Origin of the sequence: Stenotrophomonas nitritireducens (genome assembly GCF_001431425.1) — a bacterium.
Taxonomy (GTDB): Bacteria; Pseudomonadota; Gammaproteobacteria; order Xanthomonadales; family Xanthomonadaceae; genus Stenotrophomonas; species Stenotrophomonas nitritireducens.
This window is the reverse complement of sequence record NZ_LDJG01000029.1, coordinates 15,961-33,129: the sequence shown is the minus strand read 5'-3', so window position 1 is coordinate 33,129 and position 17,169 is coordinate 15,961. Positions and strand designations below refer to the sequence as shown.

Annotated in this window: 12 protein-coding genes; 3 read left to right on the top strand and 9 right to left on the bottom strand. The window is 68.6% G+C overall.

Features of this window, described 5'->3' with window-relative positions; all coding sequences use genetic code 11:
- Positions 1 to 28: 28 nt before the first annotated feature.
- The 7 genes from ABB22_RS15870 to ABB22_RS15840 form a co-directional block, all read right to left on the bottom strand.
- Positions 29 to 667, bottom strand: a complete 639-nt coding sequence (locus ABB22_RS15870) for an RpiB/LacA/LacB family sugar-phosphate isomerase (protein ID WP_055768598.1) — start codon at positions 665 to 667, stop codon at positions 29 to 31.
- A gap of 71 nt (positions 668 to 738) precedes the next feature.
- Entirely contained in the window at positions 739 to 1,494 is a 756-nt protein-coding gene (kduD, locus tag ABB22_RS15865; protein ID WP_055768602.1) for a 2-dehydro-3-deoxy-D-gluconate 5-dehydrogenase KduD, read from the bottom strand.
- A 205-nt stretch (positions 1,495 to 1,699) separates the two neighbouring features.
- Positions 1,700 to 2,758, bottom strand: a complete 1,059-nt coding sequence (locus ABB22_RS15860) for a LacI family DNA-binding transcriptional regulator (protein ID WP_055768605.1) — start codon at positions 2,756 to 2,758, stop codon at positions 1,700 to 1,702.
- A gap of 181 nt (positions 2,759 to 2,939) precedes the next feature.
- Positions 2,940 to 4,223 carry a TRAP transporter large permease gene (locus ABB22_RS15855; RefSeq protein ID WP_055768608.1) on the bottom strand — a complete coding sequence of 428 codons (1,284 nt, stop codon included), beginning with the start codon at positions 4,221 to 4,223 and terminating at the stop codon, positions 2,940 to 2,942.
- Positions 4,224 to 4,226: 3 nt separating this feature from the next.
- Positions 4,227 to 4,745, bottom strand: coding sequence for a TRAP transporter small permease (locus ABB22_RS15850; protein WP_055768611.1), 519 nt, complete (start codon positions 4,743 to 4,745; stop codon positions 4,227 to 4,229).
- Between the two features lie 12 nt (positions 4,746 to 4,757).
- Entirely contained in the window at positions 4,758 to 5,762 is a 1,005-nt protein-coding gene (locus ABB22_RS15845) for a TRAP transporter substrate-binding protein (RefSeq protein ID WP_082443584.1), read from the bottom strand.
- A gap of 36 nt (positions 5,763 to 5,798) precedes the next feature.
- On the bottom strand, positions 5,799 to 6,623 hold the full coding sequence (locus ABB22_RS15840; RefSeq protein WP_055768617.1) for a 2-keto-4-pentenoate hydratase: 825 nt from the start codon (positions 6,621 to 6,623) through the stop codon (positions 5,799 to 5,801).
- Between the two features lie 165 nt (positions 6,624 to 6,788).
- Between ABB22_RS15840 and ABB22_RS15835 the strand changes: the two genes are divergently transcribed.
- The 3 genes from ABB22_RS15835 (at position 6,789) to ABB22_RS15825 (ending at position 10,015) form a co-directional block, all read left to right on the top strand.
- Positions 6,789 to 7,751: an alpha/beta hydrolase gene (locus ABB22_RS15835; protein ID WP_055768620.1), complete on the top strand. Its 963-nt coding sequence runs from the start codon at positions 6,789 to 6,791 to the stop codon at positions 7,749 to 7,751.
- Positions 7,748 to 9,343, top strand: coding sequence for a carboxylesterase/lipase family protein (locus ABB22_RS15830; protein WP_055768623.1), 1,596 nt, complete (start codon positions 7,748 to 7,750; stop codon positions 9,341 to 9,343). Before ABB22_RS15835 ends, ABB22_RS15830 begins: the two co-directional genes overlap by 4 nt.
- A gap of 69 nt (positions 9,344 to 9,412) precedes the next feature.
- Positions 9,413 to 10,015 (top strand): cysteine dioxygenase family protein, encoded by a 603-nt coding sequence (locus ABB22_RS15825; RefSeq protein ID WP_055768625.1) that lies wholly within the window; start codon positions 9,413 to 9,415, stop codon positions 10,013 to 10,015.
- Positions 10,016 to 10,188: 173 nt separating this feature from the next.
- Here the strand turns inward: ABB22_RS15825 and ABB22_RS15820 are convergent, their stop codons facing one another.
- Both ABB22_RS15820 and ABB22_RS15815 read right to left on the bottom strand, forming a co-directional pair.
- Positions 10,189 to 13,983 carry a LamG-like jellyroll fold domain-containing protein gene (locus ABB22_RS15820; protein WP_055768628.1) on the bottom strand — a complete coding sequence of 1,265 codons (3,795 nt, stop codon included), beginning with the start codon at positions 13,981 to 13,983 and terminating at the stop codon, positions 10,189 to 10,191.
- Positions 13,984 to 14,123: 140 nt separating this feature from the next.
- The gene (locus ABB22_RS15815; RefSeq protein WP_055768631.1) at positions 14,124 to 16,919 is read right to left on the bottom strand and encodes a TonB-dependent receptor; all 2,796 of its coding nucleotides are present in this window, start codon (positions 16,917 to 16,919) and stop codon (positions 14,124 to 14,126) included.
- Positions 16,920 to 17,169: the final 250 nt, after the last annotated feature.

Below are 17,169 nucleotides of genomic sequence, written 5' to 3'. Positions count from 1 at the left end.
CCTCGTCCATGGGTTCCGTGCCCTGCCCTTACTGGCCCAGCACGCCCTTCACGTAGGCCACGATCTCCGCGTCCTGCGCGTTGTCGAAGAACGCCTTCTGGAAGCGCGCGCCACCGACGGCCTGCTTCACCAGTTCCGGGTCGATCGACTTCAGGCCGGCGATGAAATCCTTCGAGGCGCCCTGCTTCACCTGCGCCAGGATGCCGGCGTTGGCCATCTGCGACTCCTTGCGCTCGGCCGGGTAGCCCTGGCCGCGCTCGCCGGCGAAGGCCTTCTCGAAGATGTAGCGGATGTTGATCTCCGCGCCCCAGCCGTAGCCCTTGGCGAACGGCAGCGACAGCGCGTTGCCGCTGTTGACCTGGGCAAACAGGAAGGCATCGGTCGGCTCGATGCAGTAGCCGCAGTACACGCCCGGCCATGCGTTGAGCGACATCATCGCGCCCTGCCCGGTGCCGCAACCGGCGACGACGAAGTCCACCGCCTTGGCGTTGAGCAGCAGCGCGGCGCAGATGCCCAGGTGGATGTAGGTCAGGCGGTGGTCGTTGTCACCGTCCATGCCGACGTTGAACACGTCGTGGCCCTGCGCGGCGGCGACGGTGTTGAGCTGTTCCAGCACCACCGGGTTCTTGGCGGCCTGGCTGAACTCCTGCATCAAGGCGATCTTCATTGCGTGACTCTCTGTTCGATAAGGGGAATGCGTGGCGCGCGCCCGTCGCCGCGCGCCGGGGGAATGCCGGATCAGCGCGCCAGCCAGCCGCCGTCGACCGGGATGACCGCGCCGTTGACGTAGTCCGAAGCGCTGGACGCCAGGAACACGGCGGTGCCGCCCAGGTCTTCCGGCCTGCCCCAGCGCCCAGCCGGGATGCGATCCAGGATCGCCTTGTTGCGGTCCTCGTCGGCGCGCAGCTGCGCGGTGTTGTCGGTGGCCATGTAGCCGGGGGCGATGGCGTTGACGGTCACCCCCCGCTGCGCCCACTCGTTGGCCAGCAGCCGGGTGATGCCGGCGATGCCGCTCTTGGAGGCGGTGTAGGACGGCACGCGGATGCCGCCCTGGAAGGACAGCATCGAGGCGATGTTGATGATCTTGCCGCGGCCCTGGGCGATGAAATGCTTGCCGGCGGCCTGGCACATGAAGAACGCGGACTTGATGTTGACGTTCATCACGTCGTCCCAGTCCTTCTCGCTGAACTCCACCGCGTCGGCGCGGCGGATCAGGCCGGCGTTGTTGACCAGGATGTCCAGCCCGCCCAGGCCCTCGACGGTTTCGCGCACTACCCGCTCGACCGGCTCGATGCTGATCAGGTTGGCCTCGATGTTGAGGAAGCGGCGGCCCAGCGCGCGCACCTTGGCGGCGGTCTCCTCGGCCGGGACGATGCCGGCACCGGCGATGTCGGCGCCGGCGGCGGCCAGCGCCAGCGCGATGCCCTGGCCCAGACCGGTATTGGCACCGGTTACCAGCGCGACCTTGCCTTCGAGGCTGAATGGATACGTCATGGTGTTCCTCTCCCTGAGCGGTGATACGGGGGTGGGTTGCGGCGCCGCGCCTTGCCTGGTGGGCGATACGGCGCGGCGGTGGCGCGGTTCCGTCCTGGACGGACCCCGCTGGATGCGGTGCGGGGCCATCATAGCCAATTAGGAAACCGGTGTCATTCCGCATCGCGGGATGCTGGCTTTCCTTTCCGGAACAATGAGTTGAGGGTCAATCCAGGGGCGGCTGGCAGGAATCGCGCACGATCAGGTGCGGGCGCACGCTGGCGATCTGCAACGCGGCCTGGCCCTCGGGCTGGATCAGCATCGCCGCCGCAGTACGCCCGGTGTCACGGGTATTGCGCCGTACCGAGGTCAGCGACGGCCACAGCCGCGAGGCCAGCGGGCTGTCGTCGTAGCCCACCACCGAAAGCTCGCGCGGAATGTTGATGCCGGCGCGCATGGCGACCTTGTAGACGCCGGCGGCCATCTCGTCGTTGCCGGTGAAGATGGCGGTCGGGCGCTGCTTGCCGAGCAGCAGCTTCTCCGCCGCGGCCACGCCGGACTCGAAGGTGTAGCCGGCTTCGATGATGCGCGCCGGCGGCAGTTCGATGCCGCGCCGCTCCAACGCGTCGATGAAGCCGGCGGTGCGTTCGTGCGCCGAACGGTAGGCCGACGGGCCGGTGATCAGGGCGATGTCGCGGTGGCCAAGCGAGAGCAGGTAGTCGGCGGCTTCGGCGGCGCCGTCGCGGTCGTGGGTGATCACCATCTGCGAGGTGTCGTCCAGCGGCAGCGAGGCGATGCGGGTATAGCGGCAGCCGATCTCCTCCAGCATGTCGGCCAGCGCCTGGTCTTCGGAGGCGCGCGGCACCAGGATCACGCCGTGCAGCTTCTGCTGCTGCACGAAGCGCTTCACCCCTTCGATGTAGCCGGGGCTGCGCGTGTCGCAGGGATGCACCACCAGCTCGAAGCTGGAGCCGCGCAGCGCGTCGAGCGCGCCGTACTGCATGTCCACCACGTACTGCGCGGTGGGGTTGTCGTAGACCATGCCGATCAGGAACGAACGCCGGAACGCCAGTCCGCGCGCCAGCGGATCGGGCGCGTAGCCCACCTCGCGCATCAGCGCCTCGACCTTCTCGCGGGTGTCTTTGCGCACCAGCGGCGAGTTGTTGATGATCCGCGACACCGTCTTCTTGGAGACGCCGGACAGGCGCGCGATGTCGTTGATGGTCGCGGCCCGGCCCAGGGGCCGGGTCGTGGCGTCGGAATCGGCCTTCTTGCGCAATGACATGTCCTTGCAAACCATCCAGCGGAACGGGTTCGGGCGGGGCCGCGCCCGACGGGGCGCGACGAATGGGTGGCGCGGCGGAGTCCGCCGACGGCAGGGCCGGTAACCCGCGCCAGACCGTGATGTTAGCCCGAGACGCCGTCCCGGGCCGGAATCATCGGCCCGGTCCCGGCCGCGATGGCGCTCAGCTGCGCAGCAGCGCCGGCAGCCACAGCGACAGCTGCGGGAAGAACGCCACCACCAGCAGCACGCCCAGCCCGGCCAGCCAGAACGGCCAGATCGTCTTCATGCTCTGGCCGACGGTGATCTTGCCGATGGCGGTGCCGATGAACAGTACCGAGCCCACCGGCGGCGTCACCAGGCCCAGGCCGCCGGTCAGCACCAGCACCAGGCCGAAGTGGATCGGGTCGATGCCATAGGCCTTGGCCACCGGCAGGAAGATCGGCGTGCAGATCAGGATCATCGGCGCCAGGTCCATGAAGGTGCCCAGCAGCAGCAGCATCACCACGATCATCAGCAGCACCATGAACTTGCCGTGCGCGAACGACTGCAGGAACGCCACCGCCGCCGCCGGCACCTGCAGGTAGGCCAGCAGCCAGCCGAACACCGCCGCGGTGGCGATCACGAACAGGATCACGCCGGTGCTGCGCGCGGCATGCACCACCGTGGCCATGAATTCCTTCCAGTCGAGCTGGCGGTACAGCACGGTGGTGACCAGCAGCGCGTAGACCACGGCGATGGCGGCCGACTCGACCGCGGTGAAGATGCCGGCGCGGATGCCGACGAAGATCAGCGCCACCAGGCCCAGGCCGGGCAGGGCGGCGATCAGCCGCAGCAGCACCGCGCGCAGGCCCGGGAAGGGCTCCACGCCATAGCCGCGGCGGCGCGCCACGGCGTAGCCGGTGACCATCAGCACCACGGTCATCAGCAGCGCCGGCACCACGCCGGCGGCGAACAGGTCGGCGATGGACAGGCCGCCGCCGGCCGCTGCCGAGAACAGGATCAGGTTGTGCGACGGCGGCACCAGCAGCGCCACCAGCGCCGCGGTGATGCTGACGTTGACCGCGAAGTCGCGGTCGTAGCCGCGCTGGACCATCTGCGGAATCATCGTGCCGCCGACCGCCGAGACATCGGCGATGGCCGAACCGGAGACGCCGCCGAAGAACAGCGAGGACAGGATCGAGACCTGGCCCAGGCCGCCGCGCAGGCGCCCGACCAGCGAGGCGGCCAGCGCGATCAGGCGCTCGGAGATGCCGCCGCGCATCATGATCTCGCCGGCGAAGATGAACAGCGGAATGGCGATCAGCGACGCCGAGCCGGTGCCGGCCGAGATCTGCTGCACCAGCACCACGCTGGGCAGGTCGAGATAGAGCAGGGTGGCCAGCGCGGCGGCGGCCAGCGCATAGGCCACCGGCACGCCGATCAGCAGCAGCGCGCCGAACACGGCGAACAGGATTGCGATGCCCATGGTTCAGCGGTCTCCTTCGAGGGCGGCCGGCTGCAGCGCCAGCAGCAGCCGGTTCAGGGCGAACACCACCATCAGCGCGCCGCCGACGCTCAACGGCAGGTAGTTCACGCTCTGCGGCAGGTTGGCGCCGGCGGCCTTGATGTGCAGGCCGTCGATCCACAGCGCCCAGCCCCACCAGGCGATGACCGCGCCGATGGCGGCCACCACCAGCGGCACCACCGCATCGACCGCGCGCCGGGCCAGCGGATGCAGATGGTCAGCCAGCAGGAAGAAGCCGAAATGGCGGTTGGTATGCACGCCGGCGGCCGCGCCCATGCTCATCGCCGTGCTCAGCAGCAGCAGGGTGACCGGTTCGGTCCAGCTGGGTGAATCGTTGATGACGTAGCGGGCGAACACCTGCCAGCCCTGCACCACCACCAGCCCGAGCAGGGCGACGACGGCGACGTGGATGACGGCGGTGGCCAGCGCTTCCAGCGCGCGCTGCAGGCCGGCCGGGGTAGAGCGGGGATTGGACTCGGTCATCGATGCGGGCCCTCAGGCGAAATCGCGGATGCGGCGGTGCAGGGCGGCGATCTCCGGCTGGCGCAGGTAGTCGCGCAGCAGCGGCGCGGCGGCATCGCGGAATGCGGCGATGTCCACCGCGTTGGCTTTCACGCCATGGGCGAGCACCGCCTGGCGGGCCTTGTCCTCGGAGGCATCCCATTCGCCGCGCATCACCTGCACCGACTGCCGCGCCAGGTCCAGCAGCAGGCGGCGGTCGCCCGGCGCCAGCGCGTCGAAGCTGCGCCGCGACATCAGCAGCACGTCCGGCGCGTACGAATGCTGGCTTTCCGACCAGTAGTGCGCGGCCTCGAAGTGGCGGCTGGAGTGGAAGCTGCGCATGTTGTTCTCGGCGCCGTCGATCATGTGCGTCTCCATGCCGGAGAACGTGTCGCCCAGCGACATCGGCGTCGGGTTGGCGCCGAACAGGCGCATCAGCTGCAGGAAGATGTCCGAGCTGGCCACGCGCAGCTTCAGGCCGTGCAGGTCGCCCGGTTCCACGATCGGGTGCTTGGTGTTGTAGAAGCAGCGCGCGCCCGAGTCGTAGATCGCCAGGCCGACCAGCTCGCGGCTCTCGAAGCCGGCCAGCACCGCATCGGCGATGCCGCCGTCCAGTGCGCGGCGCATGTGCGCGACCGAGTCGAACACGTAGGGCAGGCACAGCGCCTGGGTCAGCGGGAAGGCATTGTTCAGCGCGCCGGAGTAGACCCGGGTGATGTCGATGGCGCCGAACCGCGCCATGTCGATCGCCTCCGACTCGCGGCCGAGCTGGCCGGAGTGGTACTGCGCCAGCCGCAGCCGGCCGCCGGTCTCGCGTTCGAGCTCCTGCCCGATCCACTTGACCGCGGTGACGGTGGGGTAGTCGGCCACGTGGACGTCGGTGGCGGTGAGCACGCGCCCATCGCCGCTGGTCTGGCGGCCGCTGCCCGAACAGGCCACCAGCGCCGGCGCGGCAAGCGCGCCCAGGCTGGTGGCAAGGAAACCTCTGCGATTGATCATCGAACCCCCTCCACGCATGTCCGCCGTGTGCGCCGGTCAGCCGGCCGCCACCGCCCTGCAGGAAATCTCGCCGTAACCCTCGAAGCGGATCACGGCCTGCTGGCCGACCGCAATGTCGTGGATGCCGGTGGCGTTGCCGGTGGCGATCAGGTCGCCACGGCGCAACGGCCGGCCGCGGCGCGCCGAGCGCGCCAGCGCGAATGCATAAGCCGCGCGCAGGCCGCCGGGCAGGTTGCTGGCGCCGCCGATGCCGACCACGTTGCCGTCGATCTCGGTGCGCGCCAGCAGCCGCGCTTCGTCCAGCCGCGCCCAGTCCACGATCTCCGTGCCCAGCACCAGCCCATTGTTGTTGCCGAAGTCCGAAACCACCACCCGCGGCCCCAGCACGTTGATCGTCGCCAGCGGGCTGCTGGCCACCTCCACGCCGGTGAACAGGCGCGCGGGCAGGGCGGCGGCTTCGTCCGGCGTCCAGTCGAGCTTGTCGGCGGGCGCGTCGGCATCGAGCCGCAGCACGTACTCGGCCTCGACTGCGGCGAAACCGCCGGCGCCGGAGAACACCGGTATCTCCACGATGCTACCGGTGGCATTCCAGAGTTTGCGCGAGAACACTGGGCCCAGCAGGCGCTCGTCCCCGGATTCGTCGCGGCGCTCGGCGGCGATGTAGCCGACCTTCCAGCCGACCACCGCGTCATCCCAGCGGCCGATGGCCAGGTCCTGCACCTGGTACGCGGTCACCAGATCGGCGGGGATCGCGCCGGGAAACTCCGCGAGCGAACGCCCCGCACGACGCGCCTCCACAAAGTGGCGGGCGATGTCGTCCAGCGCGGCGGACGGGTCCTGTCGGCCTTGATCGTTGCTCAAGTGGCTCTCCTGGTGGCGTTGCTGCACTGCTCATCGACAGTGCCATGGGTGCTGTATATGGTAAACCGGTGTCATATGGCAATACGCAACGCATCACAGCCCCTCCGGCTCCGCATCGCGAGACTCCCCATGTCCCCGAACATCATCCGCAGATCGTTGTTATTCATGGTTTTTATTCTGCTTCCCGGGTTTTCCCCCGGAACCGCGGCAGCCAGCGCGGACGGTGAGCCGGTACCTGGCTCGGCGCAGCGGATCGCACTGTGGCCGACTGGATTGGCACCGGGGGACAAAGCGCTCGCCCAGGCGCCCCGGGTCATTGAGCGCAGTGCCGACCCGGCGCTGCCGGACCGCTACATCACCCATGTCAGCGAGCCCTATCTGGTCGTTTACCGGCCGGCCCGGCCCAACGGCACCGCGCTGCTGGTCACGCCCGGCGGCGGCTACCAGCGCGTGGTGCTGGACAAGGAAGGTTCGGCGCTGGTGCCGGCCTTCGTCGAGCAGGGCGGCATCACCCTGTTCGTGCTGCGCTACCGCTTGCCCGGCGAGGGCCGCGAGGACCGCGACGCCGCACTGGCCGACGCGCAGCGCGCCCTGCGGCTGATCCGCGCCCGTGCCGGGGAATGGCAGCTGGACCCACGGCGCATCGGCGTGATCGGCTTCTCCGCCGGCGGACACCTTGCCGCGCGGCTCGGCAATGGCTTCAAGCAGCCCGTGTACCCGGCGACGGACGCCATCGACCGCGTCAGCGCCCGCCCGGATTTCCAGCTGCTGGTGTACCCGGTGATCGACATGGCCGGCACGGATGCGCACCCCGGCTCGCACGAACGCCTGCTCGGTCCGCAGCCGGAACCGGCGTTGCAGCGGCGCTACTCGATGCAGCACCAGGTCCGCGCCGACACGCCACCGACCTTCCTGGTGCATGCCGGCGACGACGAAGCGGTGCCGGTCGGCAACAGCCTGGCTTTCTACGCCGCGCTGCGCCAGGCCGGCGTACCGGCCGAACTGCATGTGTTTCCGCACGGCGGGCACGGCTTCGGCACGCGCGGCATCACCGGCCTGACTACCGCCGCCTGGCCGCGGCTGGCGCTGGACTGGATCACCGCGCAGTCGGCGGAGACCGCACCATGACCGCCGCGCCCGACGACCCGCACCGTCGTTGCTTCCTGCGCGCCGGTGCGCTGGTCTCGCTAGGCGCCGCCCTGCCGGCCGCGGCCGCGCGCGGGCAGGCCAGCCCGATCGCGCGCGTGCGCGGCGGCCGCGTCGCCGGCCAGACCGAGCAGGGCACCCACGTCTTCCGCGGCATCCCCTATGGCGCCGATACCGCGCCGCGGCGCTTCCAGCAGGCGGCACTGGAAGCGCCCTGGCACGGTGTGCGTGATGCGCTGGCTTACGGCTCCGCCGCACCACAGACCAGTGGCGAAGGGCCAGGCAGCGAGGACTGCCTTTATCTCAACGTATGGACGCCGGCCCTGCGCGACGGCGGCCGCCGCCCGGTGCTGGTCTACCTCCACGGCGGCGCCTACAACAACGGTTCGGGCAGCGATCCGCTGTACGACGGCGGCAACCTGTGCCGACGCGGCGACGTGGTGGTGGTCACCGTCAACCATCGCCTCAACGTGTTCGGCTACCTGTACCTGGCCGGCCTCGGCGGCGACGCATTCGCCGATTCGGGCAACGCCGGCCAGCTCGACCTGGTCCAGGCATTGCAATGGGTACGCCAGCATGCGGCCGAGTTCGGCGGCGATGCCGGCAACGTCACCGTGTTCGGCCAGTCCGGCGGCGGCGCCAAGATCGCCACGCTGATGGCGATGCCGGCGGCGCGCGGCCTGTTCCATCGCGCCTGGACGATGAGCGGCCAGCAGGTCACCGCGGCCGGCCCGCGCGCGGCCACGCAGCGCGCGCGGAAGGTGCTGGAGCATTTCCATCTGCACGACCCGCAGGCGCTGCGCACGCTGCCGATGGAAAAGCTGCTGGAAGCGGTGAAGCTGCGCGACCCCTCATGGGTCGAGGACACCGGCCTGTATTTCGGCCCGGTGCTGGATGCGCACCACCTGCCCGTGCATCCGTTCTGGCCGCAGGCCCCCGTGCAGTCGGCGGCGGTTCCCATGGTCATCGGCAATACCCACGACGAGACCCGCGCCTTCCTCGGCCACGATGCGCGCAACTTCGAGCTGGACTGGGACGAGCTGCCGGCGAAGCTGGAGAAAGAGCAGTTCGTGGACCTGCTGCCGTCGGTGGTGATCGCCGCCTACCGGCGGATGTACCCGCACTACACGCCGTCGGAAGTGTTCTTCGCCTCAACCACGGCCGGCCGCTCCTGGCGCGGCGCGGTCGAGGAACTGGAAGCGCGTGCGCGGCAGGGCGCGCCGACCTGGGCCTACCAATTGGACTGGTACGACCATGGCGGCGAGGCGGAACGGCTGCGCGCCTTCCACACGCTGGACATCCCGCTGGTGTTCCACAACACGCACCAGCCCGGCTCGCGCACAGGCAGCTCCGCATCGGCCACGCGCATGGCCGATGCGATGAGCGACGCGCTGCTGGCCTTCGCCCGCCATGGCGATCCCGGCCAGGGCGGATTGCCGCACTGGGAACCCTATTCGCTGCAACGCCGGCAGACCCTGGTGTTCGACCGCGACAGCCGCCTGCAGGACGACCCGCGCGGCGGCGAGCGCCGGCTCTATGCGCAGGTGCCATTCGTGCAGCGCGGTACCTCATGAACCGGACATGCCATCGGATCATGCCGGACGGCGAACGGAATGTTCACTGGTTTGCCCTAGACTGGCGGCATGATTTCAGATGCAACCCGTTTCCCCGACTTCACCGGCCGCGACCGGCTGGTGGAGGCCATCGATGCGGCGGTCCTCGCGCCCGACATTGCCGCGGCGGTGGCGCGGGTCGAACAGGCGTTGTCGCAGGCCATCGCCGATCCGGCGATCGTGCTTCCGGACTGCGTGCACGAGCCGATCACCGACCACTACGCACGCCGCGAGCTGTACCGCAGCGCGCGCCATGGCTACAGCATCATCGCCATGACCTGGGGGCCGGGGCAGGGCACGCCGCTGCACGACCATGATGGCCTGTGGTGCGTGGAAGGCGTCTGGCGCGGTGCCCTGCGCATCACCCCTTACCGGCTGCTGGAGGCCCGTGGCGAAGCCTGCCGCTTCCAGCCCCTGCCGACCCTGACCGGCGAACGCGGCAGCGCCGGCAACCTGATCCCGCCCGACGAGTTCCATGTGCTGCGCAACGCCAGCGACACGGAGATCGCGGTCTCGGTGCATGTCTACCGGCGCCCGATGGAGCACTGCACGGTATTCGTCCCCGATCCGGAGCGCCCCGGCTGGTACCTGCGCGGCAGCCGGGACATGCAGACCGACGCCCCGCTGTCGTAGCGCGGGGCAACACCCCGCTGGGGCATTACCGGCCAAGCCCCGCCGGGCGATGCCCGGCGCTACAAAACCCCGGCCGCCTCGTAGAGCGGGGCGGCGCCCCGCTGGGGCATTACCGCGCAGGCCCCGCCGGGCTATGCCCGGCGCTACAGGGACAGCAATGCAGGGCAGGCTGTTCAGTGCAACAGCAGGCGGTTGTTCAACAACGTCACTTCTTCCGCGCCATCTTCCTGCAGCACCCGCACGCTGGCACCGCGGCGGTCGAAGCCGGGCGGCAGCGGCAGATCCAGCGTCACCGTGCGCGGCCGCAGGTCCAGCGGCGCTTCCAGCGCGGGAATCGCAACGCGCGCCACTTCGCGGCCGCGCGCATCCTCGATCAGCGCATGGCCCGGCCGGGTGGCGGCATGGCCCAGGCTGTGCACGGTCAGCCGCACGCCTGCCTCCGTGATCTGCAGGTCGCCACGGCCGATGCCGAGGTCGGCGCGGGTTTCCACCGGGGTGCCGGCTTCAAGCAACTCGAACTCGAACACCTGTGCCTGCTTCGGCGCGAAACGCAGCATGGTCGAGGCGCTGCGCTGCAGCGCGACCTCGCGCACCTGCGCCTTGCCGTCGATCCTGTCGTCGCCATCGCGGTCGATGCCGCTGGTGATGCGCCAGGTGCCGGCGGCGATGTTCCAGCCGGTCATCGCCGCGTCCACCGGTCGGTCGCCGAGGTTGTACGCGATGACCTTGAAACGTTCGCGCGAGGGCGCATGCACCAGCAGCGCCACCTGCTCGGCGGCACCGGGCTGGGCGAACCGCCAGCTCAGCGTGTGCCCGGGGAAGCTCTGGTTGCGCTTGAGCGCGATGCCGCCCAGGCGCAGGCGCTGCAGGAACTCGCTGGGCGCCTCGACGCGGTCGCTCCACCAGTGGCCTTCGGTGTTCATGTACTCGCGCTGTGCCTTGGCCTGGATGCCCTCGGCATGCAGCGCTTCAAGGTATTTCTTGTCGCCGCTCAGCTGCCACGCGGTGATGGCGGCGAAGCCGGTGTCGCCCTTGTCGGCGTCGGCGACCAGTTGCCGGCCCCAGTCCTGCTGGCGGCCGAGCAGGTCGATGAAGTTCTCGCCCAGGTTGGACAGCGCGTTCGGGCCACCGCGCACTACGCGGTAGTCCAGCGCCTTCAGGTAGCGGTCGTCGCCGCTCCAGCGCCACGCCGCCCAGAACGTGTGCATGACGTCGCCGCCGCCCGAGCCCTGGTTCAGCTCGCCGCCGCGGGTCTTGCCGGTGGCCCAGTTGATCTCGTTGGGCAGCGCCCAGCGGCCCTTGTCGTCGGTGTAGGCGTGGGCCAGATAGCTGTCGGCCAGACCGGTGACCAGCTTGCGACCGGTGGGATCGGCGTTGTACTCGCCCATCAGGAATGCCGGATGCAGCACCGGGAACGAATACGGCTTCTGCCACTGCCAGTTCGGTTCGCGGTAGACCTTGTTGCCGCCGAACCAGTTGCTGGAGAACAGCAGCTGCCCCTGCGGGTTGCGCAGAATGATGCGCTCGTCGAAGGCCTTGACCGTCTCCATCAGGCGCTCGACGGTCAGCGGATCGCCCCAGTTGAGGTAGAGCATCGCGCTGTTGGCGTTGATGCCATCCTCGTAGGAATGCAGTTCGTCGGTCTCGATGGTGCTCAGGCCGTTGGCGAACATGCCGTTCCTGTACACCGCATCGGACAGCGCGGTCAGCGAGGCATTGATGCGCTCGGGCTCCACGCCCATCAGCGCCAGTCCCGGCCACTGCTGGGTGAGGTCGGTATCGTCGGAAATGCCGCCACCGAAGTCGCCGTATTCGACCTGGCGGTTGTCGATCCACCAGTCGACGAAGCGGCGCACGCGCTTGAGGTCCTCCACCTGCCGGAACGCCCACAGCGGAACGCCCTTGGGCGGTTGCGGCTGCTGGAACGGCGGCTTGCCCTGGCTGTTGTAGCTGATGTAGTTCCAGTACAGCCGGCCCAGCTCGTGTTCCGGATCGACCCGCAGCAGATCGCTCAGGTCGGCGTAGACGCGCGCGTACAGGCGTTGGCGCTTGGAGGTCGTGTGCTCCTCGACCAGGAAGCCCCAGTTGTCGCGCACCTGGTTGAAGCGGTCGGCGACGTGCTCCTTGAGCGCCTCCGCGCGGTCCTTGAACACCAGCCGCACTTCGGCGCCATCCAGCGAAGCGGCATTGAAGCCGGGTGCGGCCGAGGCGATGGAAATCCACAGGCTGTCGGCGGTGAGGATGCGGTCGCGCAGGTCCAGCCACAGCGTGCGCTTCTGCCCGGGCCGCACCGAGACCGACACGTCGATCATGTCGCGCGCCGGCCAGATCGGATCCTTGATGCGGATGTTCAGCGGGATCAATCCGTCATGCGTTGCCGGCAGGTCGAGCGCGGGAAGATCGAGCGCCACGCCGTCCAGTCCGTCGTGCATGTTCTCCCAGCTGTAGGCCCAGCTGCGGATCAGCGGCTGCGCCGCCGGCGCGTCGCCGACGCCGGAAGGCACCAGCACGTGCACGATGGGCTGCGGATGCGCAGGCAGCGAACCGGCCGCGCGCCGGCGCGAGCCGGCGCCCTTGGGCAGCGCCATCACCACGCTGCGTTCGTCCGGTGCGAAGCGTCCATCGATGTAGTCGCGCAGCGCGGCGACGTTGGTGTAGTCCGGCAGCACGCTGCTGTCGACCAGGTAGCGCTGCTTGACCGTGCCCTGCGGCTCGGCGGCGTCGCTGACGTGGTAGCCCCAGATTTCCTGGATCGGCGTTTCCTGCTCGACGTTGGAGAAGCGCAGCGCGCCACCGGTCTGGGTGGCGAATTCATCGACGCTGCGGACCACGCCCTTGGGGCGGGTGAACAGGGTGCCGGCATCGCCGTCGAGCGTGCCGAAGGCCGCGCCGCGGATCTCGATGCGGTTGATCTGCTCATTGGCAGGCACCGTCAGATCGAGGTGCTGCCCGCCTTCAACATAGGTGTTCCAGTCCGGCAGCTGGAAGTAGTCGTTGCGGCCGGGCAGGCGCGAGCGGTTGTAGACGCCGGGCCAGGTGGTCTCGGCAATGCCGTCGGTGCCCTTCCACATCCACTGCTTCTTGTCCTTGGCGTCGGCGAACTCGATCTTGCGGATCGTCGTTGTCGCCGCGGCCAGCGCGGGCGGCGGGGCGCCTTCCCAGCCGTAGCGGTGCCACCATGCCCGCTGCGAGGCGGTCGCGGCTTCATCCGCGCGCGGTTCTGCATTGCGCGCCAGCGCTGCCACGCCGTCGGCGTCGAGCATGCGGTCGTAGACGCGGATCTCGTCGACATCGCTGCCGCGCAGGAAGTTGTAGCGGCTCTGCACCTGGTAGGGCGCCATTACCCGCCCGGCCAGGCCGAGCTGGTCGAGCGCGGCATCGTAGTCGCCGGTGGTCTCCGCGCGCGCCACTTCGCGGCCGTCGAGGAACAGGCGCACGCCCTGGTCCTCGTCCCAGGCGAAGGCGATGTGCTGCCATTGCACGGGCGACGGGTTGTTTTCCAGCCGGAAGGAAACACGGGTGCGCGCCAGGTTGGCGTCGGTGACGAAGGCATCGAAACCGTGGCCGTTCCAGTCGATGCGCAGCCAGGTCATGTCCCAGCTGCTGTGGTCGGCATAGCCGACGCGGAAGATCACGAATGGCGCTTCGCCTACCGCGTAACGCGAACGCCAGAAGAAGGACAGGGTGCCGCGCTCGGCGCGGATGTTGCCCGGTGCGTTCCACGACAGCACGCCGTCGTCTTCCCAGCGGATCGCGCGGCCATGGGCACCGTCGTCGACCAGGCTCACCTTGTCCTGGAAATTGGGAACCGCGCCGCCCTGCGCCTGGTCGGCGACAAAACCCTGGTCGGCCGAGACGCGGAACAGCAGTTGCGCCGGGGAAGAATGCGCCGCCGCCGGGAGAGCGGCGGACAGCGCGGAAGCCAACAGCAGGGGACGGAGCAGGGAGCGGGCGGAACGTCGTGACATCGTGCGTCTCTTGGAAGCGTGCGTGCGGTTGCCTGTGCCGCATGCGGTGGGCCAAGTTAGCGACGCACGTGCGCCATCACATCCTGCGTCGCACCATCTCCGGAACGCCCCGGCGCCGGGCCGGGGCGGGGTTCATCGCATCAGAACCTGTAGCGCAGGCCCAGCGTGTAGGTGCGGCCGGTCTGGCTGTACTCCAGCGGCAGCGACACCGACGGGTTGGCCACCCACGATTCCTGCGCCTCGTTGGTCAGGTTGGCGCCTTCCAGGCTGATTTCCAGCTTGTCGCTGATGCGGTAGTGGATCGACGCATCGAGGATGGTGGTGCCGCTCTGGCCGTGGACGCCGTTGGCTTCGCTGTTGAAGCCCGTCTCGGTGCCCGGCACCTGGATCAGGTAGTCGTTGCGGTTGGTGGCCGACACGCGACCGGAGAAGCTCTTGCCTTCATAGAACAGGGTGGCGTTCCACGAATTCTTGGACTGGCCGGTCATCGGCGCCTTCTGCGCGGCGGCGCCGGAGGACAACAGGTACTGGATGTCCGAGTCCACGTAGGTGTAGTTCAGCTGCGTGCCGAAGTTGCTCCACTTGCCCGGCAGGAAGGTGAAGGGCTGGACATAGTTCAGCTCCACGCCCTGCAGCTTGCCGCCCGGGGTGTTGATCGGCACGGTGAACACGAATTCGTCGCTGGGGCTGGCGTTGAGATTTTCCAGCAGGCTGGCCGGCAGACCGCTGTCGGCATAGATCCGGGTTTCGCGGGTGTTCTGGATGTAGCTGCCGATGTCCTTGTAGAACAGGGTCGCGCCGAGCATGGCGCCTTCGTCGAAGTACCACTCCAGGCCCAGGTCGTAGCTCTTGGCGCGCACCGGGTCGAGCATCGGGTTGCCGCCGCTGACCGTCTTCGCACTGCCGCTGACGTTGACCGTCACGCCCGGGGTCAGGCTGCCCAGGCCCGGGCGCGACATCACCTTGGCCGCGGCGAAGCGCAGCAGGAAGTCCGGGGTGACTTCGGCCACCACGTTCAGCGACGGCAGGGTGTCGTTGTATTCGCGGGTCACCGTGGCGGCCACCGGCTTGCCGCTGGCGGTGGCAACACCGGTGGAGGTCTGCTTGGTCCTGACGTGGCGCACGCCGAAGTTGCCGTACACCGGGATCGAGCCGATCTCGGTGGAGAACTTGCCCATCAGCCAACCGCTGCGGTCCTGTTCCTCGACGCTGCGCATGCTGGCGGCGTAATCGCTCAGCGCGTAGATGCCCTCGCCGCTGAGGACGCCGAACAGGTTGGCGATGGCGTCGAAGTTCGGCACCACCCACTTGCCCGGCGAACCGGCCATTCCGCCGAGGCTGGCCTGTTCGGTCATGTCGACCGGAACGATCTTGCCGCCCGTGCTGAAATTCGGCAGCGAGGTGGCCTCGTTCGCGGTCCGCCGGCGCTCCATCGAATCGAAGCTGTAGTTCTTGCCCTGCACGCCGCCGCTCAGGGTGAACGAGGGGCCGACGACCCAGGCGAAATCCAGCTCGCCGTTGTGGAACTCGTTGGTCACGTAGTTCTGGCGCAGGCGGATGGTGGACAGCGTCCAGCCACTCGGATCGGTCGGGCTGACGCCGTAGTCGAACACCGGCCTGGTCATGCTGCCGCGGTAGTCGTAGCTGTAACCCTGCACGTCCAGCTTGTCCATCATGATGGTCGCCTGGACCGGATTGTCATGCTTGGACCTGGAGGTGCCGACCCTGCCGCTGAGGGTGAAATTGTCGGTCAGCTTGTGCTCGCCATCGAGGCCGACCTGGTAGAAATCCGTGCTCCACTCGTCATGGCGGTTCTCGGCGCGGATGTCGACGTTGTCCATCTTCGCGTAGACCAAGGCGCCATTCTCGATCACCCCGTCCCTGACCACGATCTGGGCCTTGCCGTCGTTGCCGGTCTTGCTCAGGCCGTTGGCCTCGATGTACTTCTCGTCGCGTTGGGCATCGATCTTCGAGTACAGCATGTCCAGGCTGAAGGTGGTGCGGTCGCTGGGCTTGAACTGCAACGAACCGGTCACGCCCAGGCGCTTCTGGTCGTGCTCCATCAGCGTGTAGCGCGGGAAGCGCGGCGTGTAGACCTGGTCGCTGCAGACCCCGGGGAATGGAGCGCTCTTGGTGCTGCAACCCGCAAAGCCGACACCCTTCGGATTGGCCGTATTGATCGGTGTGTTCGCCAACGCATTGGCCCAGCGCACCGTGCCGGTGCCTTCCTCCACGGTGTCGCGCTCGGAATACGCCACCGACAGCAGCGCGCCGATCTTGCCGTCGGCCCAGCTGTTGGCGATCAGGCCGGCGAAGCGCGGCATGGCCGCCTGCGAGGCGTCGTTGTAGGCCGCCTGCACGTTGGTCACGAGGGTGAAGCCGTCGTAATCGAACGGCCGCGCGGTGCGCAGGTCGACCGTGGCGCCGAGCGAGCCTTCCTCCACGTCGGCCGAGGCGGTCTTGCGCGCGATCAGCTGCGAGAACAGGTCCGAGGCGAATACGTTGAAGTCGAAGCCGCGGCTGCGGTTGGTGCCGCCCTGGCCGTCGCTGCTGCCGACGGTGCTCAGCGCTTCCATGCCGTTGATGCGCACGCGGGTGAAATCCGGGCCCAGGCCACGCACGGTGATCTGGCGGCCTTCGCCGCCGTCGCGGGTGATGACCACGCCGGGGATGCGCTGCAGCGATTCGGCCAGGTTGCTGTCCGGGAACTTGCCGATGTCCTCGGCGACGATGGCGTCGACCATGCCGGCCTCGCCACGCTTGATGTCCAGTGCCTTCTCGACGCTGGCGCGGTAACCGGTGACGGTCACGGTGTCCAGTTCGGTGGCGGCAGCGCCGGCATCCTGCGCCGACGCGGCGCCGGCCTGCAGGGCCAGCGCGATCGACAGCGCGAGCAAGGTAACCGGTGTCTTTTTCTGCTTGCTGTGTGGATACATGTGTTTCCCCCTCTCCAAAGGTTTACATGCGAAGCGGTGATTCCTGTAGTGCCAAAGGCCTATGACACCGCTGGTCAAAGCCGAAAGTAGCAGGCGCGCAGGGAGGGAGCATCTTGCACTGCAACAGACGGAGAAATCGCCGCAACCCCTTGTCTTTGGGACATTACGGCGCCGATGCCGACAGGGACAAGAGACAATTCCGGATGGATGACACCGATGGTCAAACTATCGTGCCATCATTCCCGCCCGT